16 protein-coding genes are annotated in these 21,641 nt (G+C 75.5%); 15 read left to right on the top strand and 1 reads right to left on the bottom strand.

All coding sequences use genetic code 11. The features are described from left to right. The 12 genes from murG (at position 1) to ligA (ending at position 15,851) form a co-directional block, all read left to right on the top strand. A complete protein-coding gene (murG, locus tag M0638_RS01755; protein WP_248665224.1) occupies positions 1–1,170 on the top strand; it encodes an undecaprenyldiphospho-muramoylpentapeptide beta-N-acetylglucosaminyltransferase in 1,170 nt (389 codons plus the stop codon). Then, positions 1,170–2,639 carry a UDP-N-acetylmuramate--L-alanine ligase gene (gene murC / locus M0638_RS01750; RefSeq protein WP_248665223.1) on the top strand — a complete coding sequence of 490 codons (1,470 nt, stop codon included), beginning with the start codon at positions 1,170–1,172 and terminating at the stop codon, positions 2,637–2,639. The genes murG and murC overlap by 1 nt, the downstream gene beginning before the upstream one ends. Positions 2,640–2,653: 14 nt before the next feature. Beyond that, on the top strand, positions 2,654–3,607 hold the full coding sequence (gene murB / locus M0638_RS01745; RefSeq protein WP_248665260.1) for a UDP-N-acetylmuramate dehydrogenase: 954 nt from the start codon (positions 2,654–2,656) through the stop codon (positions 3,605–3,607). Continuing rightward, on the top strand, positions 3,604–4,527 hold the full coding sequence (locus M0638_RS01740; RefSeq protein WP_248665222.1) for a D-alanine--D-alanine ligase: 924 nt from the start codon (positions 3,604–3,606) through the stop codon (positions 4,525–4,527). The genes murB and M0638_RS01740 overlap by 4 nt, the downstream gene beginning before the upstream one ends. Further along, positions 4,517–5,380 (top strand): cell division protein FtsQ/DivIB, encoded by an 864-nt coding sequence (locus M0638_RS01735; RefSeq protein WP_248665221.1) that lies wholly within the window; start codon positions 4,517–4,519, stop codon positions 5,378–5,380. Before M0638_RS01740 ends, M0638_RS01735 begins: the two co-directional genes overlap by 11 nt. Positions 5,381–5,385: 5 nt before the next feature. Then, on the top strand, positions 5,386–6,819 hold the full coding sequence (gene ftsA / locus M0638_RS01730; protein WP_248665220.1) for a cell division protein FtsA: 1,434 nt from the start codon (positions 5,386–5,388) through the stop codon (positions 6,817–6,819). A gap of 144 nt (positions 6,820–6,963) precedes the next feature. Continuing rightward, on the top strand, positions 6,964–8,592 hold the full coding sequence (gene ftsZ, locus M0638_RS01725; protein ID WP_248665219.1) for a cell division protein FtsZ: 1,629 nt from the start codon (positions 6,964–6,966) through the stop codon (positions 8,590–8,592). A gap of 269 nt (positions 8,593–8,861) precedes the next feature. After that, a complete protein-coding gene (lpxC, locus tag M0638_RS01720; RefSeq protein WP_248665218.1) occupies positions 8,862–9,827 on the top strand; it encodes a UDP-3-O-acyl-N-acetylglucosamine deacetylase in 966 nt (321 codons plus the stop codon). Between the two features lie 276 nt (positions 9,828–10,103). Continuing rightward, the gene (locus M0638_RS01715) at positions 10,104–10,949 is read left to right on the top strand and encodes an outer membrane protein assembly factor BamD (RefSeq protein ID WP_248665217.1); all 846 of its coding nucleotides are present in this window, start codon (positions 10,104–10,106) and stop codon (positions 10,947–10,949) included. A 354-nt stretch (positions 10,950–11,303) separates the two neighbouring features. Then, positions 11,304–12,989, top strand: a complete 1,686-nt coding sequence (recN, locus tag M0638_RS01710; RefSeq protein ID WP_248665216.1) for a DNA repair protein RecN — start codon at positions 11,304–11,306, stop codon at positions 12,987–12,989. 184 nt (positions 12,990–13,173) lie between these two features. Further along, positions 13,174–13,713: a GNAT family N-acetyltransferase gene (locus M0638_RS01705; RefSeq protein WP_248665215.1), complete on the top strand. Its 540-nt coding sequence runs from the start codon at positions 13,174–13,176 to the stop codon at positions 13,711–13,713. A 23-nt stretch (positions 13,714–13,736) separates the two neighbouring features. Continuing rightward, a complete protein-coding gene (ligA, locus tag M0638_RS01700; RefSeq protein ID WP_248665259.1) occupies positions 13,737–15,851 on the top strand; it encodes an NAD-dependent DNA ligase LigA in 2,115 nt (704 codons plus the stop codon). Positions 15,852–16,079: 228 nt separating this feature from the next. On the opposite strand, the gene M0638_RS01695 is transcribed toward ligA, so the two are convergent. Beyond that, a complete protein-coding gene (locus tag M0638_RS01695; protein WP_248665214.1) occupies positions 16,080–17,291 on the bottom strand; it encodes a coiled-coil domain-containing protein in 1,212 nt (403 codons plus the stop codon). 294 nt (positions 17,292–17,585) lie between these two features. Between M0638_RS01695 and M0638_RS01690 the strand changes: the two genes are divergently transcribed. The 3 genes from M0638_RS01690 to M0638_RS01680 are packed head-to-tail and all read left to right on the top strand — an operon-like array spanning position 17,586 to position 21,489. Continuing rightward, positions 17,586–19,100 carry a paraquat-inducible protein A gene (locus M0638_RS01690; RefSeq protein ID WP_248665213.1) on the top strand — a complete coding sequence of 505 codons (1,515 nt, stop codon included), beginning with the start codon at positions 17,586–17,588 and terminating at the stop codon, positions 19,098–19,100. Continuing rightward, positions 19,097–20,917, top strand: a complete 1,821-nt coding sequence (locus tag M0638_RS01685) for a PqiB family protein (protein WP_248665212.1) — start codon at positions 19,097–19,099, stop codon at positions 20,915–20,917. Before M0638_RS01690 ends, M0638_RS01685 begins: the two co-directional genes overlap by 4 nt. Continuing rightward, entirely contained in the window at positions 20,914–21,489 is a 576-nt protein-coding gene (locus M0638_RS01680) for a PqiC family protein (RefSeq protein ID WP_248665211.1), read from the top strand. The genes M0638_RS01685 and M0638_RS01680 overlap by 4 nt, the downstream gene beginning before the upstream one ends. Positions 21,490–21,641 lie beyond the last annotated feature (152 nt).

The following is a 21,641-nucleotide window of genomic DNA, read 5'->3' as shown; positions in this document are numbered from 1 at the left end:
ATGAGAGGCCCCAGCGTGCGCCCCGTGGTGATCGCCGCCGGCGGCACCGGCGGCCACCTCTTCCCCGCCGAGGCGCTAGCCGCCGAGCTGGTCGCGCGCGGCGAGCGCGTGGCGCTGATGACCGATGCCCGCTCCGGTGCCTTCGAGAGCCCGGCCTTCAGCAACGCCGAGCGCTTCGTGCTGCAGGGCGCGGGCCTCACCGGCCGCAGCCTCCTGCGCGCGGCGCGCGGCGTCGGCGCGCTCGCCGCCGGCACGGTCGCGGCGCGGCGGCACCTCGCCGGGCTCGATGCGGCCGCCGTGGTCGGCTTCGGCGGCTACCCGAGCGTGCCGCCCCTGCTGGCCGCGCGCCTGCTCCCGGCCCGGCGCCGGCCGGTCACGGTGCTGCACGAGCAGAATGCCGTGCTCGGCCGCGCCAACCGGTTGCTGGCGCGCACCGCCGACGCGCTGGCCCTCTCCTTCGCCGGCACGGCGCACCTGCCGCCGCCCGGCTCGGGCGGCCGGCCGGTGACGGTGGGCAACCCGGTGCGCCCGGCGCTGGCGGCGCTGGCCGGCGCGGGCTACGCCCCGCCCGCCGAGGGCGGCGCCTTCCGCCTGCTGGTGCTGGGCGGCTCGCTCGGCGCACGGGTCTTCTCGGACGTGGTGCCGGCCGCGGTCGCGTCGCTGCCGGCGGCGCTGCGCGCGCGCCTCGTGGTCTCGCAGCAGTGCCGGCCGGAGGACATCGCCCGGGTGCGGGACGCCTACGCCGAGACCGGGGTGCCGGCCGAGCTCGCCCCCTTCTTCCCGGACGTGGCGACCCGCCTCGCCACCACCCATCTCGTGATCGCCCGCGCCGGCGCCTCCACCGTGGCGGAGCTGGCCTGCGCCGGCCGCCCGGCCGTGCTGGTGCCGCTGCCGCACGCGATCGACGACCACCAGACCGCCAATGCGCGCGCCCTGGTCGAGGCGGAGGCCGCCTGGCTGCTGCCGCAGCCGCAATTCAGCGCGGCCGCGCTCGGCACGCTGCTCGCCCGCTTCGCCGGCGAGCCCGCCATCCTCCACGCCGCCGCCCGCGCCGCCAGCAGCCTCGCCCGCCCGGAGGCGGCGCGGCAGCTCGCCGATCTCGTCCTCTCGCTGGTCCAGGCCGCGCAGCGCGATGCCGCGGTGCCTGCACCTCACAAGGTTGCCCCCTGATGCGCGCCCTGCCCCTCTCCATCGGCACCATCCACTTCGTCGGCATCGGCGGCATCGGCATGTCGGGCATCGCCGAGGTGCTGCGCAACCTCGGCTACCGCGTGCAGGGCAGCGACATCGCCGAGGGCTACAACGTCGAGCGGCTGCGCCGCGCCGGCATCCCCGTCACCATCGGGCACGACGCGGCCAATCTCGGCGACGCGCAGGTAGTGGTGATCTCCTCGGCCGTGAAGCGCGACAACCCGGAGGTGCAGGCCGCCCGCAAGCGCCTGATCCCGGTGGTGCGCCGCGCCGAGATGCTGGCCGAGCTGATGCGGCTGAAATGGTCGATCGCGGTCGGCGGCACGCACGGCAAGACCACCACGACCAGCCTGATCGCGGCGGTGCTGGAGCAGGCGCGGCTCGACCCCACCGTGATCAACGGCGGCATCATCAACGCCTACGGCACCAACACCCGCCAGGGTGCCGGCGACTGGATGGTGGTGGAGGCGGACGAGAGCGACGGCTCCTTCCTGCGCCTGCCGGCGGTGGTGGCGGTCGTCACCAACATGGACCCCGAGCATCTCGACCACTGGGGCACCGCCGAGGCGATGAAGGAGGGCTACGCCCAGTTCGTCTCCAACACGCCCTTCTACGGCTTCGCCGTGCTCTGCGCCGACCACCCGGAGGTGCAGGCGATGATCCCGCGCCTCTCCGACCGGCGCCTGATCACCTACGGCTTCTCGCCCCAGGCCGATGTGCGCGCCGAGCGCCTCATCACCGACAAGCTCGGCGCCTCCTTCGAGGTGGTGGTGCAGGACCGCGCCACCGGCCGCGCCCGCACCATGAAGTCGTTCCGCCTGCCGATGCTCGGCCACCACAACGTGCAGAACGCGCTCGCCGCCATCGCCGTCGGCATCGAGATGGAGGTGGGCGAGCACGTGATCCGCGACGCGCTGGCCGCCTTCAAGGGCGTCAAGCGCCGCTTCACCCGGGTCGGCGAGGCGGGCGGCATCACCGTGATCGACGATTACGGCCACCACCCGGTGGAGATCGCGGCGACCCTGAAGGGCGCGCGCCAGGCCGGCGCCCGGGACGTGCTCGCCGTGGTGCAGCCGCACCGCTACTCGCGCCTCGAATCCCTGTTCGAGGATTTCTGCAAGTGCATGAACGACGCCGGCACGGTGATCGTGGCCGATGTCTACGCCGCCGGCGAGCAGCCCATCCCGGGCTTCGACCGCGACGCGCTGGTGGAGGGGCTGCGCGCCCGCGGCCACCGCTCCGTGGTGCCGCTGCCGGGCCCCGAGCACCTGGCCGAGATGGTGTTCGCGATCGCGCGGCCGGGCGACTACGTGGTCTGCCTCGGCGCCGGCTCGATCACCAACTGGGCGCAGGGGCTGCCGGCCCAGCTCGCGGAGCTGCAGGCCAAGGCGCAGGGCGCGCGGCCGAACGTGCAGCGCCTGCCGCAACGCGGCCTCGGTGCCGCATGAGCGCCCGCCCCGCGATGACGGGAGATCCCACGGGAGAGCCCGCGGGCAGCCTCGCCCCGCCGCCGATCCGCGGCCGCCTGACGCGCGACGCCCCGCTCGGCCCGACCAGCTGGTTCCGCGTCGGCGGCACGGCCGACTGGCTGGCGCGCCCGGCGGATGACGACGACCTCGTCGCGCTGCTGCGCGGCCTGCCGCCCGGCTGGCCGGTGACGGTGATCGGCGCCGCCTCCAACCTGATCATCCGCGACGGCGGCGTGCGCGGCCTCGTGATCCGCCTCGCGCGCGGCTTCACCGCGATCGAGACGGCGCCGGACGGCGTGGTGGCCGGGGCCGGCGCGCTGGACGCGACGGTCGCCGAGCACGCCGCCGCCGCCGGGCTCGCCGGCCTCGAATTCCTCTCCGGCATCCCGGGCAGCGTCGGCGGCGCCGTCGCGATGAATGCCGGTGCCTATGGCGGCGACGTGGCCGCGGTGCTGGACTGGGCCGAGGTGGCGACGGCGGACGGCGTGCGGCGTCTGCCCGCCGCGGCGCTCGGCCTGTCCTACCGCCACGCCGCGCTGCCGCCCGGCGGCGTGGTGGTGCGCGCCCGCTTCCGCGCCAGCCCGGGCGACCGCGACGCCATCGCCGCGCGCATGGCCGGGATACGCGCCTCCCGCGAGGCGACGCAGCCCGTGCGCGCGCGCACGGGCGGCTCCACCTTCCGCAACCCGGAGGGCGAGAAGGCCTGGGCGCTGATCGATGCGGCGGGCTGTCGCGGTCTGCGTCACGGTGGTGCCATGGTCTCCGAGAAGCATTGCAACTTCCTTATCAACACCGGCGAGGCCACCGCCGCCGAGCTGGAGGCGCTCGGCGAGACGGTGCGCGACCGCGTGCGGGCGCGCAGCGGCATCGAGCTGCACTGGGAGATCCGCCGCGTCGGCGAGCCGGCGGCCGCTCCGGGCACGGCCTTCACGGGAGGCGCCGCATGAGCAAGCGCGTCGTCGTCCTGCAGGGCGGGCTTTCCGCCGAGCGCGAGGTGAGCCTCGCCTCCGCCGCCCAGATCGTGCCGGCGCTGCGCGAGGCCGGCTACCACGTCACGCCGGTCGATCCCACGCGCGACCTCGGCGCGCTGGCCGAGGCGCTGCGCGCGGCGCGGCCGGACGCGGTGTTCAACGCGCTGCACGGCCGCTTCGGCGAGGATGGCTGCATCCAGGGCGTGCTGGACTGGCTGGAGATCCCCTATACCCATTCCGGCGTGCGCGCCTCGGCGCTGGCCATGGACAAGCAGGCGGCCAAGGCGGTGTTCCGCGCCGCCGGCCTGCCGGTCGCCGACCACCGCCTGCTCTCGCCCGCGGAACTGGCCGCCGCCGATCCCTTCCCGCGCCCCTACGTGCTCAAGCCGGTGAACGAGGGCTCCTCGGTCGGCGTCACGATCATGCGAGAGGGCGACAACCGGCGCACCGCGATCGCCGCCGAATGGCGCTTCGGCGAGGCGATCATGGCCGAGCCCTACATCCCCGGCCGCGAGCTGACCGTCGCGGTGATGGGCGACCGCCCGCTCGCCGTCACGGACATCGCGACCCATCTCGCCTTCTACGACTACGAGGCGAAATACGCGGAAGGCGGCTCGCACCATGTGCTGCCGGCGCGCGTGCATCCGGCGATCGCCGAGCAGGCGATGCGCGTGGCGCTCGACGCGCATCGCGCGCTCGGTTGCCGTGGCGTGTCGCGCGCGGATTTCCGCTATGACGATACGGCAGGGGAACCGGGGCGAATCGTGCTGCTCGAGGTGAACACACAACCTGGCATGACGCGCACCTCGCTGGTGCCCGAGCAGGCTGCGCATCTCGGCATCGGCTTCCCCGCGCTCTGCGCCTGGATGGTGGAGCAGGCACGGCATGGCCCGTAGTCGCGCCGACGCCCGGATCCCGGATCGGCCGAGCCCCGTCCGGCTCTGGCTGCGGCGCAACCGCGCGCTGCTGCGCCCGGCCGGCTACGGCGTCGCCGCGCTGGCGGCGCTCGGCGTGCTCGGCTTCGGCCTGTACGCGCTGGCGCCCGCCGAACGCCTCGCGGCGGCGACCGACGGCATCGCCGCGGCCGGCGCGCGGCTCGGCCTCACCGTGCGCGAGATCGCGGTCGAGGGCCGCCGCTACACCGCGATGGATCTCGTGCGCACCGCCGTCGGCGCCAACCGCGGCGATCCGCTGCTCGACTTCTCGCCGGCGACGGCGCGCGAGCGGCTGGAGCTGCTCGACTGGGTGGAGAGCGCCACGGTGGAGCGCCACCTCAACGGCACCATCGTGGTCCGCCTCGTCGAGCGCACGCCCTTCGCGATCTGGCAGCACCAGGGCCGCTTCGCCATCCTCGACGCGCAGGGCAAGGTCGTCACCGCCGAGGGCATCGGCAATTACGGCCCGCTGCCGCTGGTGGTGGGCGCCGGCGCCGACCGTGCCGCCGTGCCGCTGATCGCCCAGCTGCGGACGCGCCCCGAGATCATGGTGCGCACCCAGGCGATGGTGCGCATCTCCGAGCGCCGCTGGAACCTGCGCCTGCACAACGGCACCGACGTGCTGCTGCCCGAGGGGCAGGAGGCCGCCGCCCTGTCGCGGCTGGCCGAGCTGCAGGCGGGCCAGGCGCTGCTCGACCGGCCGCTGGCCGCGATCGACATGCGCCTGCCCGACAAGCTGGTGCTGCGCCAGCAGGGCCAGCCCCCGGCCCAGGACGCCAACCCCGCCCCGCGCGGAAGGAGCAGCCGCGGATGAGCGTCATGGCCAGGCTGCCCCGCCGCTCCGCGCGCGTGCCCAGGGATGGCGGGAGCGCGGGCGACAGGAACCGGAACGACAGGGCCGGGACCGACAGGACCGGGGAGGACAGGGCGCCCCGGTCCGGGACCGAGCGCGCGCCCGACCGGCCGCCGCCCACGCCGCCGGACCGCGAATCGCCGCCCGAGCGCCGCCGCGGCCGCCAGGGCCCGTTCTGCGTGCTCGACATCGGCACCAGCAAGGTGGTGTGCATCATCGCCCGCATGGAGCCGACGCCGGAGGCGGGCCCGCAGCCGCGCGTGCTCGGCTTCGGCTGGCAGCGCTCGCGCGGCGTCCGCGCCGGCTCCATCGTGGAGCTGGAGGAGGCCGAGCGCGCGATCCGCGCCGCCGTCGGCCAGGCCGAGGACATGGCCGACACGCAGGTGCGCGGCGCCATCGTCAACCTCTCCTGCGGCCAGCCGGCGAGCCAGGGGCAGAACATCCAGTGGCCGATCGGCGGCCGCGCCGTCACCGACGCCGACCTCAACGCCATCCTCAGCGAGGGCCGCCGCCGCTCCGCCGAGGACGGGCGCGAGACGGTGCACGCCTTCCCGCTCGGCTTCACCGTGGACGCGACGCCGCACGTCGTCGACCCGCGCGGCATGATCTGCGAGATGCTCGGCGCGCGGCTGCACCTCGTGGACGCGGCGCAGGCCTCGCTGCGCAACCTCGGCGCCTGCCTGATGCGCTGCGACCTGGAGGTGGAGGAGCTGGTCTCCGCCCCCTACGCCGCCGGCCTCGCCTCGCTGGTCGAGGACGAGAAGCAGCTCGGCGCCACGGTGATCGACATGGGCGGCGGCACCACCTCCGTCGCCGTCTTCGCCGAGGGGACCCTGCTGCACACGGCGCAGATCCCGGTCGGCGGCTGGCAGGTGACCAACGACCTCGCCCGCGTCCTCTCCACGCCCATCGCCTACGCCGAGCGGCTCAAGACGCTGCACGGCGGCGTGCAGGGCACCGCCGAGGACGAGCGCGACTGGCTGCCCGTGCCGCTGGTGGGCGAGGAGGACGGCCACATCTCCCGCGTCAACCGCGCCCACGTGCTCGGCATCATCCGCCCGCGCCTGGAGGAGACGTTCGAGCTGGTGCGCGACCGGATCGAGGCCGCCGGCCTCGGCCGCGCCGGCAGCGGGCGCGTGGTGCTGACAGGCGGCGCGAGCCAGCTCGTCGGCGTGCGCGACCTCGCCGCGCGCGTGCTGGACCGCCAGGTCCGGCTCGGCCGCCCGCACCCGCTGGCCGGCCTGCCCGAGCCCGCGACCGGCGCCGCCTTCGCCGCCGCCACCGGCCTGCTGCTCTGGGGCGGCGGCGAGGGGCGGCCGCTGATCACCCTCACCCCCGGCGCCGACCACACGCGCGGCGTCTTCCGCCGCTTCGTCAACTGGCTGCGCGACCGTGTCTGAAGCCCCCCGCCGCCGGTCGCGCCGGCCCCCGCCACGACCGATCCCGCCCCGGCCCTGCCGGCGGTCGCCGATCGGATCCCCGCAACCCCGTCCCCGGCCGGCCGCCCCGGCCGCAACACCGCCGTCGCCACAGGAGGCGCCTCCATGACCCTGAACCTGACGATCCCGGCCCAGCAGCACACCGACTTCAGCCCGCGGATCACCGTGATCGGCGTCGGCGGCGGCGGCACCAACGCGGTCAACAACATGATCGCGATGAACCTCGACGGCGTGGACTTCGTGATCGCCAACACCGACGCACAGTCGCTGATGCACAGCCGCGCGGAGCGGCGCGTGCAGCTCGGCCCGCACCTCACCCAGGGTCTCGGCGCCGGCGCCAAGCCCGAGATCGGCCGGGCGGCGGCCGAGGAGGCGACGGACGAGCTGGCACGCCACATGGACGGCGTGCACATGGTGTTCGTCACGGCGGGCATGGGCGGCGGCACCGGCACGGGGGCGGCGCCGGTGATCGCGCGCATGGCGCGCGAGCGCGGCATCCTGACCGTCGGCGTCGTCACCAAGCCCTTCGACTTCGAGGGCCCCAAGCGCAAGCGCTCGGCCGACCAGGGCATCGAGGAGCTGCAGCAGTTCGTGGACACGCTGATCGTGATCCCGAACCAGAACCTGTTCAGGCTGGCCAACGAGCGCACCACCTTCGCCGAGGCGTTCAAGCTGGCCGACAACGTCCTCTACATGGGCGTGCGCGGCGTGACCGACCTGATGGTCAACCCCGGCCTCGTGAACCTCGACTTCGCCGACATCCGCACCGTGATGGCCGAGATGGGCAAGGCGATGATGGGCACCGGCGAGGCCGAGGGCGACGACCGCGCCGTCAAGGCCTCCGAGGCCGCGATCAGCAACCCGCTCCTGGAGGACATCTCCATGCGCGGCGCCCGCGGCGTGCTGATCAACATCACCGGCGGCTACGACATGACGCTGTTCGAGGTGGACGAGGCCGCGAACCGCATCCGCAAGGAGGTGGACGAGGAGGCCAACATCATCTTCGGCTCCTCGATCGACGAGACGATGAACGGCCGCATCCGCGTCTCCGTCGTCGCCACCGGCATCGACGTCGAGACGAAGAAGGAGCAGGCGGCGCAGGAGGAGCGGCTGCGCCTCGTCGCCGTGGGCGGCGGCGCGGCGCAGCCGGCGCGCGGCCCGGGCGGCCCCGCCCAGGGCGCGGCGCCGACCGTGGCGCAGGGCGGCGCCCCGGCCGGCCAGCCGGGCCAGGGCGGCATCGGCCACGCCGGCGGCACGCCGCCGCACGCCTCGCATCACGCCTCGCATCACGCTGGGCATCACGCCGGCCCGATCGGCGCGCCGGTGCTGTCCGCCATGCCGATGGGGGCCCGTCGCTCCGTGCTCGGCGCCCCCGCCGTGGCGCTGCCGGCCGAGCCGGTGCAGGCGCCGGTGGCCCAGGCGTCGGAGCCGGTGGCGCCGCATCTGCCGGCCCAGGCCCCGATCGGCGCCGTCGATCCCGCCGCCCGGCCCGCCCCGGTCGCCTCCCGCCCCGCCCCGGCCGCGCGCACCGGCAGCAGCCTGTTCGGCCTGGCCACCGGGCTCATCAAGCGCACCCTGCCCGAGACCGCCCACGCCGCTCCCGCCCCGGCGCCGGCCGCGCCGCGCACCGAGCCGCAGGCCCCGGCGGCCCGCCCGGCCGTCCGCCCGGCCCAGCAGGAGGAGGCCGCGCTCGACATCCCGACCTTCTTGCGCCGCCAGAGCAACGGCGGCTGAGGCAGCCCGGGCTGCGCCCGCGCGGCGCGGCCCTGGCACGGCCCCGCAAGGGGACCCGCCGCGGGATTCGCCCGCCGATACGGGCCGGACGTCGTTGCAGAACGGCGTTCCGGCCCGTTTTTGTAATGGAATTTCCCAATCAAATCAGACACTTGCGACGAAATATTGAGAAATAAGCGTTGACTGGCCTTCGGCCCGCGAGCGTTGCACACCAGCCTCAGGGGGAGGCAGCCGCTTCGCTGCCCCAGTGCAGGTTTCCAGGGGCACGCATGGACGGTTCCATCTCGATCGATCTGCCGCAGCGCCGGACGCTCAAGGCGTCCATCGGCTGCGTCGGCGTCGGTCTGCACAGCGGCCGGCGCGTCGCGCTGACGCTGCGCCCGGCCGCCGCCGGCACCGGCATCGTGTTCCGCCGCACCGATCTCGGCATCGAGATCCCCGCCCTCTACGACCACGTGGTGGAAACCCGCCTCTGCACCATGCTCGGCCTGCCGGGCGACCGGCGCGCCACGGTCGGCACCGTCGAGCACGTCATGGCGGCCCTCGCGGGCTGCGGCGTCGCCGACGCGATCATCGAGCTGGACGGGCCGGAGGTGCCGATCCTGGACGGCTCGGCCGCTCCCTTCGTCTTCCTGCTCGACTGCGCCGGCCTGATCGGCCGCCCCGCGCCGATGCGCGCGATCGAGGTGCTGCGCCCGGTCCGCGTCAGCGAGGGCGGCGGCGCCGGCGCCGCCTGGGCCGAGCTGCGCCCCGCCACCGGCCCGCACTTCGACGCCGAGATCGAGATCGACTTCCCCGGCACCGCCATCGGCCGGCAGTCGGCCGCGCTGCGCCTGACGCCCGCCGCCTTCCGCGAGGAGGTGGCGCGCTGCCGCACCTTCACCCTGGCCGAGGAGGTGGCCCGCCTGCGCGCCGCCGGGCTGTGCCAGGGCGGCTCGCTGGCCAACGCGGTGGTGGTGGACGGCCCGCTGATCCTGAACCCCGGCGGGCTGCGCTGCCCGGAGGAGTTCGCCGGCCACAAGCTGCTGGACGTGGTGGGCGACCTCGCCCTGGCCGGCGCGCCGATCCGCGGCCACTTCATCGGCCACCGCTCCGGCCACGCGCTGAACAACCGCCTGCTGCGCGCGCTGTTCGCCGACCGCGACGCCTGGCGCGTCGTCGAGGACGAGGACGTGATGGCGGTCGGCGGCGCGATGCCGTCCTATGCCGCCGCGGCGGCGCCGAGCTTCGCCTGAGCCCGGCCGGCGGCAGGCCGGCTTCCCGCGCCGCCGGTTGCGGCCCTGCCATCCGTTCCCGGTGGCACTCCCGGGTGGCACTCCCGGCGCTTCTCCTTCCAGGCCGACGGTCGCGGCCGCCCAGGCCGTTCCCGGCAGCGGACCTTCCGGCTCCCGCTCCCGCGGCGCATCCCGGCGGGCCACGCACGGGGTAGCGCGGCCGCGCCGGAAGTGGCATCGGTGCGCGGCCTTCTCCCTCGCCGGATGCCGGACCAAAGTCGGATGACACTGCCGCCCATGAAGCGCACCCCGCAGCGCCTTGTCCTGCCCCTGCTGCTGCTCGCCCTGACGCCGGGCTGCGAGACCCTGCGGGAATGGCGCGGGGATACGACCCGGCCGACCAGCCGCGAGGCGATGCGCGACCGCTCGCCGGAGAGCCTCTACGCCGACGGCATCGACGCGCTCCAGGCCAAGCGCTACCAGCAGGCGGTGGACCTGTTCGACACGATAGAGCGCGAGCACCCCTATTCCACCTGGGCGACCAACGCGACGCTGATGGGCGCCTATGCCGACTACCAGCGCAACCGCTACACCGAGGCGATCGGCGCCCTGGACCGCTTCATCCAGCTCCATCCCGCGCATCGCGACATCGCCTACGCCTACTACCTGCGCGCCCTCTCGCAGTACGAGCAGATCTCCGACGCGCAGCGCGACCAGCGCGCCACGGAGCAGGCCATCGCCGCGTTGCAGGACGTGGTGAACCGCTTCCCCGACAGCGCCTACGCCCGCGACGCGCGCCTCAAGATCGACCTCGGCCGCGACCACCTCGCGGGCAAGGAGATGGTGATCGGCCGCTTCTACGAGCGCCAGCGCCTCTACGGCGCCGCGATCAACCGCTTCCGCCGCGTCGTGGACGACTACCAGACCACCAACCACACGCCCGAGGCGCTGTTCCGGCTGGTCGAGAGCTACACCGCCCTCGGCATGACCGACGAGGCGCGCCGCACCGCCGCCGTGCTCGGCAGCAACTTCCCCGGCAGCCCCTGGTACCAGGACGCCTACGCCCTGCTGACCCCCGGCGCGCCGCGCGCCGCGCAGGACCGGCCCGGCTTCGTGCGGCGTGCCTGGAACTGGGTGTTCTGAACGGCGGGGCGTCGCCTCGTCCCCACGGTGTCGTTCGCCGACCCGCCCCGGCCTCCGCCCCGGCCCCCGCGAAGGGGGCGCAGCCTCTCCGGAGCCCCCCCGTTCCGCAGGCGGGCCGGGGAATCCCGCTGCCTCGCTCCCATCCCGGGCGCCACGAGGGGGCCGGGGACCTTCGCCCCGTCACCGGGGACGCGCCGCGCCTTTTCCGGGCCCGCCTGCCCTGCGGGACGCCGCCCGCCGTGTCGTCCCGGCCACGCGGAACGTTCGTTCCTGCGTGAACCCGCCACGACGGTGTTGGCGGCGCCTCGCGTTCCCACTATGTTCCGGATACCCCTTGGGACCGGACCAGATTGCATGCTCGCCTCGCTCGCGATTCGGGACGTGGTGCTGATCGAGCGGCTGGACCTCTGCTTCGGCGCCGGCCTGTCGGTGCTGACCGGAGAGACCGGCGCCGGCAAGTCGATCCTGCTCGACAGCCTGGGCCTCGCCCTCGGCCAGCGCGCCGAGGCCGGCATGGTCCGCGCTGGCCAGAACCAGGCCTCCGTCACCGCCGCCTTCCAGCCCGCCGAGGGCCACCCCGTCTTCGCGCTGATGCAGGAGCAGGGGCTGGCGGCCGAGGAGGCGGAGGTGGTGCTGCGGCGCGTGGTCACGGCCGATGGCCGCTCGCGCGCCTTCGTGAACGACCAGCCGGTCGGCGTGGGCCTGCTGCGCCGGGTCGGCGCCACGCTGGTCGAGGTGCAGGGCCAGCACGACCAGGTGGGCCTCGCCGACCCCGCCACCCACCCCTCCCTGCTCGATGCCTTCGGCGGGCTGGAGCCGCGTCGCAGCGCCGTCGCCGCCACCTGGAAGGCATGGCGCGACGCCGCGCGCCGGCTGGCCGAGGCGCGCGAGGCCATCGCCGCCGCCCAGCGCGACGAGGAGTGGCTGCGCCACGCCGTGGGCGAGCTCTCCGACCTCGACCCGGTGGAGGGCGAGGAGGCGGAACTCGCCCAGGAGCGGCAGGGGCTGCAGCAGGGCGAACGGATCCGCGAGGCGATCGCCGCGGCGGCCTCCGAGCTGCGCCCGCGCGACCGGCGCGGCGGCGGCTCGGCGGCGCATGCGCTGCGCGGCGCGGTGCGGGCGCTGGAGCGCCTGCCCGCCCAGGCCGGCGAGGCCGCCCAGCCCGCCCTCGCCGCCCTCGCCCAGGCCGAGGAATCGCTGGCCGAGGCGGAAACCCTGCTGGAGCGCCTCGGCAACGAGAGCGGCCCCGACCCGCGCCGCATGGAGCAGGTCGAGGAACGCCTCTTCGCGCTGCGCGCCGCCGCCCGCAAGCACAGCGTCGCCGTGGTGGAGCTGCCCGGCCTGCTGGTCGAGCTGCGCGAGCGGCTCGCGGCGCTCGATGCGGGCACCGGCCGGCTCGCCGCGCTGGAGTCGGCCACCCGCGAGGCGCGCGACGCCTATCTCGCCGCCGGCCACGCCCTGACCGAATCCCGCCAGACCGCCGCCGCGCGGCTGGAGAAGGCGGTGGGCAAGGAGCTGCCCCCGCTCAAGCTGGACCGCACCCGCTTCGTGATCGAGCTGGCCCCGCGCGAGGAGGCGGCCTGGGGCGCCGACGGCATGGACCGCGTCACCTTCCTGGTCGCCACCAACCCCGGCCAGACGCCGGGGCAGCTCGCGAAGATCGCCTCGGGCGGCGAGCTGTCGCGGCTGATGCTGGCGCTGAAGGTGGTGCTGGCGCGCGGCTCGCCGGTGCCCACGCTGATCTTCGACGAGGTGGACAGCGGCATCGGCGGCGCCACCGCCGCCGCCGTCGGCGACCGGCTCGCCCGCGTGGCGGAACGACTGCAGGTGCTGGTCGTCACCCACTCGCCGCAGGTCGCGGCGCGCGGCGGCAACCATTTCCGCGTCAGCAAGACCACCCGCGCCGAGCGTGCGGCGACGGTGGTGGAGGCGCTGCCCGAGCCGCAGCGGCGCGAGGAGATCGCCCGCATGCTGGCCGGCGAGCGCGTGACCGAGGCCGCCCGGGCGGCGGCCGACAGCCTGCTCGCCGGCAACGGCTGAGCAGCGGCGGCGGCGCGGGCATGCCCCCCGAACCGCGCCGCCCCGCCCGCGCGGGGCGCCCCCTCCGCAGGCAGCTCCCGGCGCGCCCCCTCGCGCCGGGCAGCGGCGGCGCGCCGAGCGCGCCCGGCGGAACGGGGCGCCCCGCGCCCCCTCTCCCACGCCCGATGCTTCCCTCGGACGACTCATGGTGACGGTGCGCCCCGCGCGGGACGCGGACGCGGCCGCCGTGCTGGTGCTGGTCGCGCTGCTGAGCGAGGCCGAGCATGGCGAGCCGCCGCGCCTCGACGCCGCGACGCTCGCGCGCGACTTCCTCGGCCCCGACCCGGCGGGCCTGCTGCTGGTGGCCGAGGAGGCTGCATCCGGCCGCCTGCTCGGCTATGCCACGGCGCATGGCACCTACGAATCCCATCACGCCGAGCGCGGCTGCTACGTGGGCGACCTGTTCGTGCGGCCGGAGGCCCGCCGGCTCGGCCTGGGGCGGGCGCTGATGGCCGGCGTCGCCGCCGCCGCGCGCCGCCGGGGCGCGGCGCATCTCTGGTGGACGGCGCAGGCCGGCAACCAGGCCGCGCACGCCTTCTACCGGCGCCTCGGCGGCCGGGGCGAGCCGGTGGTGGCCTTCGCCTGCGTCACCGGGGATTTCCACAAGCTGGCGGACGAGGCCGAGGCCGCGCCGCCACCCGCCCCGGGGGCCGGCCAGGGGTCCGGCCAGGGGTCTGGGCCGTGAACGCCCCGCCCGCCCCCGACGCGCTGCGCCGCCGCCCGGTCGAATCGCTCACCGAGGAGGAGGCCGCCGCCGAGCTGGCCGCCCTCGCCGACGAGATCGCCGCGCACAACCGCGCCTACTACGAGGAGGACGCGCCCACCCTCCCCGATTCCGAGTACGACGCGCTGTTCCGCCGCAACGGCGCCATCGAGGCCCGCTTCCCGGAGCTGGTGCGCGCCGACAGCCCCTCGCTGCGCCCCGGCGGCGCGCCCGCCGCCGCCTTCGGCAAGCTGCGGCACGGCACGCCGATGCTGTCGCTGAACAACGCCTTCGGCGCCGAGGACTTTTCCGAATTCTGCGCCTCCGTCCGCCGCTTCCTCGGCCTGCCGGCGGAGGAGGCGCTGCGCTTCGTGGGCGAGCCGAAGATCGACGGGCTCTCGGTCAACCTGCTCTACGAGGGCGGCCACTTCGTGCGGGGCGCCACGCGCGGCGACGGCACGGTGGGCGAGGACATCACCGCCAACCTGAGGACGCTGAAGGACCTGCCGCTGCGCCTGCGCGGCGAGCACCCCGAGCGGATCGAGATCCGCGGCGAGGTGTTCATGGACAAGGAGGAGTTCCTCGCCTTCAACGCCGCCCAGGCCGAGCGCATCGCCGAGGGCGCCAAGGGCGAGCGCATCTTCGCCAACCCGCGCAACGCCGCCGCCGGCTCGCTGCGCCAGCTCGACCCCGGCATCACCGCCCGCCGGCCGCTGAAGCTGTTCGCCTACGCGCAGGGCGAGTCGAGCGAGCCCGTCGCCACGACCCACGCCGAATACCTCGAACGCCTGCGCGGCTGGGGCTTCCGGGTGAATCCGCTCTCCCGCCTGCTGCCCGACGAGGCCGCCGTCGCCGCCTTCCAGGCCGAGCTGGCCGCGGAGCGCGCCGGCCTCGCCTACGACATCGACGGCGTGGTCTACAAGCTGGACCGGCTGGACTGGCAGTCCCGCCTCGGCTTCGTCGGCCGCGCGCCGCGCTGGGCCATCGCCTGGAAATTCCCCGCGACGCAAGCCACCACCACGCTGCTGGAGATCCAGATCCAGGTCGGCCGCACCGGCGCGCTGACGCCGCGCGCCGTGATGGAGCCGGTGAACGTCGGCGGCGTCATCGTGCAGCACGCGACGCTGCACAACGAGGACGAGATCGCCCGCAAGGACGTGCGCATCGGCGACACGGTGATCCTGCAGCGCGCCGGCGACGTCATCCCGCAGATCGTCGGCATCGTGCCGGAAAAGCGGCCCGAGGGCAGCGTGCCCTTCGAATTCCCGCAGATCTGCCCCGCCTGCGGCAGCCACGCCGTGCGCGACAACGGCGACGTGGTGCGCCGCTGCACCGGCGGGCTGATCTGCCCGGCGCAGACGGTGGAGCGCCTCAGGCACTTCGTCGCGCGCAACGCGATGGACATCGAGGGGCTGGGCATCGAGAACATCCAGAAGCTCCACGACGAGGGCCTGGTCCGCGCCCCCGCCGACCTGTTCCGCCTCGCCCCGCACGCCGAGCGGATGCGCGGCTGGGAGGGCTGGGGCGCAAAGTCCAAGGGCGAGGCGCGGAAGGTGCCCAACCTCCTCGCCGCCATCGAGGCGCGCCGCCGCGTACCGCTGGACCGCTTCGTCTTCGCCCTCGGCATCCGCCGCATCGGCGAGCAGAACGCCCGCCTGCTGGCCCGCCACTACGGCACCTACGCCGAGTGGCGCCGGCGCATGCAGGAGGCGACGGTGATCGGCTCCGAGGCGCGCGAGGAGCTCGGCAGCATCCAGGGCATCGGCCCCGCCATCGCGACCGAACTCGCCGACTTCTTCGCCGAGCCGCACAACCGCGCGGCCCTCGACGACCTCGCGCGCGAGGTGACGGCCGAGCCGATGGCGTCGATCGGCGAGGAGAACCCGCTCACCGGCCGCACCATCGTCTTCACCGGCTCGCTGGAGACCATGACGCGCGCCGAGGCCGAGGCGCGGGCCGAGCTGCTCGGCGCCAAGGTGACCAAGAGCGTGTCGAGGAAGACCGACTTCGTGGTGCTCGGCGCCGATGCCGGCTCGAAGGCGGCGAAGGCGGCGGAACTCGGCGTGACCACGCTGGACGAGGCGGCATGGCGCGCGATGGCGGGGTTCACGGAGGGGTAGGGGCCGCCGCCTTCACGGGGAAGGCGCTGCCTTCCCCGGACCCCATCCGGCAGGATGGGCGAAGCCCTCCCGCACCTCCGTTCGTTTTGCACCCGGGTGTCGAAACACCCCGGCCGCCTTCCCCGAACGGGGGTTCCAAGGGGGCTTCGCCCCTTGGCGGGAGGATACCCAAGGAGGGCAGCGCCCTCCTTGGTTGGGGTCGCAGGGGCGAAGCCCCCGCCCCCCGCCTCAGCTCCCCGCCTCGCCCATCCGCCGCGACAGCCCCTCGAATTCCCGCCGCAGCACCGTGCCCCCGAACGGCACCAGCACCGGCGGCCGCGCCGTCAGCACCGCGCCCACGTCCCGCCCGCCGTTGCGCATCATCCCGGCCACGTCGAGCGCCAGGGTCGCCGTGCGCGCCGTGTTGTCGGCCACCTGGCGTGCCGCGCGGGTGCGCTCCAGCGCCGTCGCCAGCCCGTTGCGCTGGTCCTGCAGGTAGCGCCGGTACAGGCCGGTGGCGCGCAGCGTCAGCTCGTGCGCGCGCAGGTTGGCCTCCAGCGCCGCCCGCAGCGGCGCCTCGCGCGCGTCGCGCAGCAGCGTCTGCGCCTCGCCGCGCAACGCCGCCGTGTCGCGGTCGATCGCCTCCAGGCGCGGCCGGTACACGGTGTCGATGCGCGAGAGCGTCTCCTCCTGCACCGTCTCCAGCACCGCCAGCAGCGTCGCGTGCAGCGCGTAGTAGCGGCGCACCAGCGCCTCGTTGTCCTGCGCCTCGGCCACCGCCTCGCGCAGCTCGCCCTCCAGCCGCTCGATGTTGCCGTAGGCGCCGAGCAGCGCCACCACCTCGTCGCCGTTCACCGAGACGGCGAGGTTCTCCGCCGCCTCGCGCGAGACGTTGACGCCGATCCCGCCCAGGCGCTGCGTGAAGGCGTCGGCGCGGCCGGAAAGCTCGGCCTCGGCGGCGGCGAGGCGGCTCTCGGTGTCGGCCGCCTGCGCGTCCCCGGCCAGGCGCTGCCGGGCGAGCTGCTCGCGCAGCGCCGTCCGTTGCAGCCGCGCCGCCTGCATGGCGCGCAGCTCGCCCAGCGCCTCGCTGCCGGCCAGGGTGGCGGCGGCCTCGCGCAGCAGCGCCTCCACCCGGGCCCGCGCCGCGCCCTTGGCCGGCGCCTCGGCCTCCGGGCTGGCGTCGCGCCGCCCGGCGGCGGGCGGGGCGTCCTGCGCCGCGGCGAACAGGTCACGCCGCGCCGCGGCCGCCCGCTCGACCGCCGCCAGCGCCTCGGCGCGGTCGGGCGCCGCCTCGTCGGCACGGGCGGCGATGGTGCCCGGGCGCTGGGCGAAGGCGTTGCCCAGCCCCGCCAGCCGCTCGTTCACGGCGGCGAGGCCGGATTCCACGCCCGCCACCCAGTCGGGGCGCTGATAGGCGAGAAGCGCGACCAGCGCGCCGATGGGGAGAAGCAGCGCACGCATCCTGCACATCCGGCATCCGGGGGGACCCGCATCCTCGCGCGGCGCGGCGCTCCTGGCGAGACCGCTTTCGCACCGGCAACGGGCAGCCCCGGCCGCTCCCCGCCGGTCCGGCCCCCGCTTGCCGAGCCCCGCGCCGGCCGCTACGGGAAGCCGACGGGCCGCCTCCCCCGAGGTCCGAGACGTCCGAGGTCCGAGACGATGGAGCGCGCCGATGCCAGGCCCCGTGCCACGCCGCGCCCCGCGCGCGAACCGCCCGCCCCGCCACCCGTCCCTTCCCCGGGCGGGCCGCGCCGCATGAGCCTGTTCGGCCTGCTGCCGGACGAGGCCGGGCCCGGCCGGCCGAACATCCCGGTCCTGCCCGGCCGCCGGCTGCGCGAATGCCCGCACTGCGGCAAGCTGCTGCACCTGCGGCCGCTGCCGCCGGACACCGATGCGCGCTGCCCGCGCTGCGACGCCGTGCTCCGGCGCAACCGCAGCGCGCCGCTGACGGCGCCCCTGGCGCTCGGCTGCGCCGCCTTCGCGCTCTACCTCGTCACCATGATGCTGCCCTTCCTGGAGCTGCACCTCCTCGGCCGGCCGCGCCTCGTCTGGGTGGCCAGCGGCGCCGATTCGCTGACGCAGGAGGGCTACTGGGCGCTCGGGGCGCTGGTGCTGGCGACGCTGGTGCTGGTGCCGCTGCTGAAGCTGCTGCTGCTGCTGACGGTGCTGGTCGGCCTGCGCCTGCCCAGGCCCCCGCGCTGGCTGCACCTGCCCTTCCGCTGGTACCGCCACATCGCGCCCTGGGCGATGCTGGAGGTGTTCCTGTTCGGCGCGCTGGTCTCCTACACGCGACTGGTGGACCTCGCCGACGTGCAGATCGGCGCCGCCGCCATCGCCCTGGGCGCCCTGTCGCTGCTGCTGGTCGCGACCGATTCCGCCCTGGACCCGGAGGCGATCTGGGAGATGGTCTCGCGCCGGCACCTCGACGAGGACCCGGCCCTCGTCGACGACACCCGGCCGGGCGCCGCGGCGACCGCCGCGCCGGCGGTTCCCGCCGCGCCCGGCCCGCGCGCCGCGCGCGCGCCGCTGATCGGCTGCCACTGCTGCCATCTGGTCAGCCGGGGCCGGGACGGCGACCACTGCCCGCGCTGCGGCAGCCGGCTGCACCGGCGCAAGCCGAACAGCATCGCCCGCACCTGGGCGCTGATCACCGCGGCGGTGGTGCTCTACGTGCCGGCCAACTACTACCCGGTCATGAACGTCATCACCCTCGGGCAGGGCGGCCCGCACACCATCCTGGGCGGGGTGGAGGAGTTCATCGAGAGCGGCTTCTGGCCGCTGGCGCTGATCGTCTTCCTGGCCAGCGTCGCCGTGCCGATGCTTAAGCTGCTCGGGCTGCTGTCGATGCTGCTCGGCGTCCACGCGCGCTCCGACCTGCGCCTGCGCGACCGCACCCGGCTCTACCGGGTGGTGGACGCGATCGGGCGCTGGTCGATGATCGACGTGTTCGTGGTCTCGGTGCTGGTCTCGGTGGTGCATTTCGGCCGGCTGGCCAACATCGTCGCCGAGAACGGCGCGCTCTGCTTCGCCGGCGTGGTGATCCTCACCATGTTCGCCGCCGAAGCCTTCGACCCCCGCCTGATGTGGGACGCCGTGCCGCCGCACCGGCGCGACCGGGCGGGTCAGGATCGGGCGGGTCAGGATCGGGCCGACGCCTACCGCGCTGGACGATACCGGGCGGACCGGGACGGAACCGGGCCGGGCGAGGCGGCGGGGAACGCGGCGCGGCCCGCCCCCGCCGGGCACGGCGCGGCGGAGCGCCGCGCATGAGCGAGCCGGGAAGCGGCGCGCCGACGCCGCACGATCCGGCCCGCGCACCGGCCCCCGGCGCGCCCCCTTCCACGGGGGGGACCGCAGGGGGCGCCGCGCCCGGTTCGGCCCCGCACGACCCGGCCCCGCACGACCGGACGCTGCACGACGAGGCGCCGGAGGCCGTGCGGGCGCACCACCGGCGCTTCTCGATGATCTGGCTGATCCCGATCGCGGCGGTGCTGGTGGCCGGCTATCTCGGCTACCGCACCCTCAGCGCCCGCGGGCCGCTGATCACCGTCACCTTCCGCAACGCCGAGGGGCTCACCGCCGGCCAGACGCCGGTGCGCTACAAGGCCGTGCAGGTCGGCACGGTCGAGACCATCGCGCTCACCGACGACCTCCAGCGCGTCCGCGTCCGCATGCGCATGGCGCGCGAGGTGGTGGACCGGCTGACCGCCCCGGCCCGCTTCTGGGTGGTGCGGCCGCGACTCAGCGCCAGCAGCGTCTCGGGCCTGGAGACCATCGTCTCCGGCAGCTACATCGAATTCGACCCCGGCGCGCCGGAGGCCGAGGCAAGACGCGAATTCACCGGCCTCGAGGACCCGCCCGGCGTCCGCGCCGACCAGCCGGGCCGGCTGATCCGCCTCCAGGCGCACCGCATCGGCTCGCTCGACCGCGGCTCGCCGGTCTTCTTCCGCGACATCGCGGTGGGCGAGATCCTGAGCTACGACCGCCCGGGCCTCGACGGCAACATCACCCTGCACGCCTTCGTGCGCGACCCCTACGCGCAGTATCTCCGCGCCGGCTCGCGCTTCTGGAACGTCTCCGGCGTCAGCCTCGACATCGGCGCGCAGGGCATCCGGCTGGAGCTGGAGAGCCTGCGCGCCCTGCTCGCCGGCGGCGTCGCCTTCGACACGCCGCCCGAGGCGCGCGGCACACCGGAGGCGAAGGACGACGCCGAGTTCCCGCTCTACCCCGACATCGCCGCCGCCGCCGCCGCCACCTCGCGCGACCGGCTCAGCTTCCTGGTCTACTTCGACGGCTCGGTGCGCGGCCTCGCCGCCGGCTCGCCGGTCGAGATGCGCGGCATCCGCATCGGCAGCGTGACGGACGTGCATCTGGAATACGACCGCGAGACCCATGCGTTCCGCACCCCGGTGCACCTCGCGGTGGAGCCGGGCAACATCTCCTACCCTGCCGGGCGGGAGCAGTACGAGGTGCTGGAGCTGACGCGGCGCATGGTCGCGCGCGGCCTGCGCGCGCAGCTCGCCACCGGCAACATCCTGATCGGGCAGAAGATCGTGACCCTGGATTTCCAGGAGAACCCGCCACCCGCCGAGGTGCGGATGGAAGGCGACGAGATCGTGCTGCCGGCCATGCCCGGCGGCGACGACATCATGGCGACGGTCAGCGCCATCGCCGGGCGGCTGCAACGCTTCCCGATCGACGAGATCGGCCGCAACCTCAACGGCGCGCTCGCCTCGGTGAACGGGCTGGTGGGCGGGCCGGAGGTGCGCAACGCGGTGGGCGCGCTGAGCGCCGCGCTGGCGCAGGTGCAGCAGCTCGTGCGCGAGGCCGATCGCGGCCTCGCCCCGCTGCTGCGGCGCCTGCCCGGCATCGCCGGCAACCTCGACCAGGCGGTAGCGCGCGCGAACAGCGCGATCGGTTCCGTCGAGCGCGGCTACGGCGGCGATTCCGACGTGCAGCGGCAGCTCCAGCGCACGCTCGGGCAGGTCTCCGACGCGGCGCGCGCCGTGCGCATCCTGGCCGACTTCCTCGACCGCCACCCGGAGGCGCTGATCCGCGGCCGTGCCCTGCAGGGGGGCGAGCGATGAACCCCACCGCCCGGCCACGCCCCCGCCTCGCCCGCCGCGCCGCGCTGCTGCTGGCGCTGGCCGGCTGCGCCTCGCCCGAGGCGGCCTTCTTCACCCTGGCCGCCGTGCCCGGCACGCCGCGCCCCGCCGCCGCGCGGAGCCTGGAGGTGCGGCGCGTGACCCTCGCGGGCTACCTGGACCGCCCGGGCATCGTGCGCGGCAATGCCGGCTACCGGCTCGACATCGCCTCGAACGAGCGCTGGGGCGAGCCGCTCGGCGACATGATCGGCCGCGTGCTGGTCGAGAACCTGACGCAGCGCCTTCCGGGCGGCAGCGTCGTCGCCGAGGGCGGCGCCCTCTCCACCGACACCGCGCTGATCGCCGAGGTCGACGTGCAGCGCTTCGACGCCGAGGCGGGCCGCGTGCTGCTGCTGGCCCAGATGGCGGTGCGCCCCCGCCAGGGAAGGCTGCCCGGCACGGCGCGCACCCTGCGCATCGAGGTGCCGATCGGTGGCGCCGGCACCGCCGCGCAGGTGGCGGCGATGAGCGCGGCGCTCGGGCAGCTCGCGGACGCGATCGCGGCGGCGGCCTGAGGACGGGATACGTTCCCACCGCCTCTGCGGGAGGGCGTCGCCTTTCCCGGCTCCCATCCGGCAAAAGGACGAAGCCCTCCCGGACCGCCATTCGCCCGGTCCCCGTCGTTCGAACGCCCCGCCCGCCTTTCCCGGGACGGGGGCCAGGGGGC

It is taken from the genome of Roseomonas acroporae (assembly GCF_023223525.1).
Classification (GTDB): Bacteria; Pseudomonadota; Alphaproteobacteria; order Acetobacterales; family Acetobacteraceae; genus Roseomonas_E; species Roseomonas_E acroporae.
Note: the sequence above shows the minus strand (reverse complement) of the source record. Positions and strands in the feature narration are given on the sequence as shown.

Coding starts and splice junctions, on each gene's coding strand:
- murG (WP_248665224.1), top strand. CDS start 1: ATGAGAGGCCCCAGCGTGCGCCCCGTGGTGATCGCCGCCGGCGGCACC.
- murC (WP_248665223.1), top strand. CDS start 1,170: ATGCGCGCCCTGCCCCTCTCCATCGGCACCATCCACTTCGTCGGCATC.
- murB (WP_248665260.1), top strand. CDS start 2,654: ATGACGGGAGATCCCACGGGAGAGCCCGCGGGCAGCCTCGCCCCGCCG.
- M0638_RS01740 (WP_248665222.1), top strand. CDS start 3,604: ATGAGCAAGCGCGTCGTCGTCCTGCAGGGCGGGCTTTCCGCCGAGCGC.
- M0638_RS01735 (WP_248665221.1), top strand. CDS start 4,517: ATGGCCCGTAGTCGCGCCGACGCCCGGATCCCGGATCGGCCGAGCCCC.
- ftsA (WP_248665220.1), top strand. CDS start 5,386: ATGGCCAGGCTGCCCCGCCGCTCCGCGCGCGTGCCCAGGGATGGCGGG.
- ftsZ (WP_248665219.1), top strand. CDS start 6,964: ATGACCCTGAACCTGACGATCCCGGCCCAGCAGCACACCGACTTCAGC.
- lpxC (WP_248665218.1), top strand. CDS start 8,862: ATGGACGGTTCCATCTCGATCGATCTGCCGCAGCGCCGGACGCTCAAG.
- M0638_RS01715 (WP_248665217.1), top strand. CDS start 10,104: ATGAAGCGCACCCCGCAGCGCCTTGTCCTGCCCCTGCTGCTGCTCGCC.
- recN (WP_248665216.1), top strand. CDS start 11,304: ATGCTCGCCTCGCTCGCGATTCGGGACGTGGTGCTGATCGAGCGGCTG.
- M0638_RS01705 (WP_248665215.1), top strand. CDS start 13,174: ATGGTGACGGTGCGCCCCGCGCGGGACGCGGACGCGGCCGCCGTGCTG.
- M0638_RS01695 (WP_248665214.1), bottom strand. CDS start 17,291: ATGCGTGCGCTGCTTCTCCCCATCGGCGCGCTGGTCGCGCTTCTCGCC.
- M0638_RS01690 (WP_248665213.1), top strand. CDS start 17,586: ATGAGCCTGTTCGGCCTGCTGCCGGACGAGGCCGGGCCCGGCCGGCCG.
- M0638_RS01685 (WP_248665212.1), top strand. CDS start 19,097: ATGAGCGAGCCGGGAAGCGGCGCGCCGACGCCGCACGATCCGGCCCGC.
- M0638_RS01680 (WP_248665211.1), top strand. CDS start 20,914: ATGAACCCCACCGCCCGGCCACGCCCCCGCCTCGCCCGCCGCGCCGCG.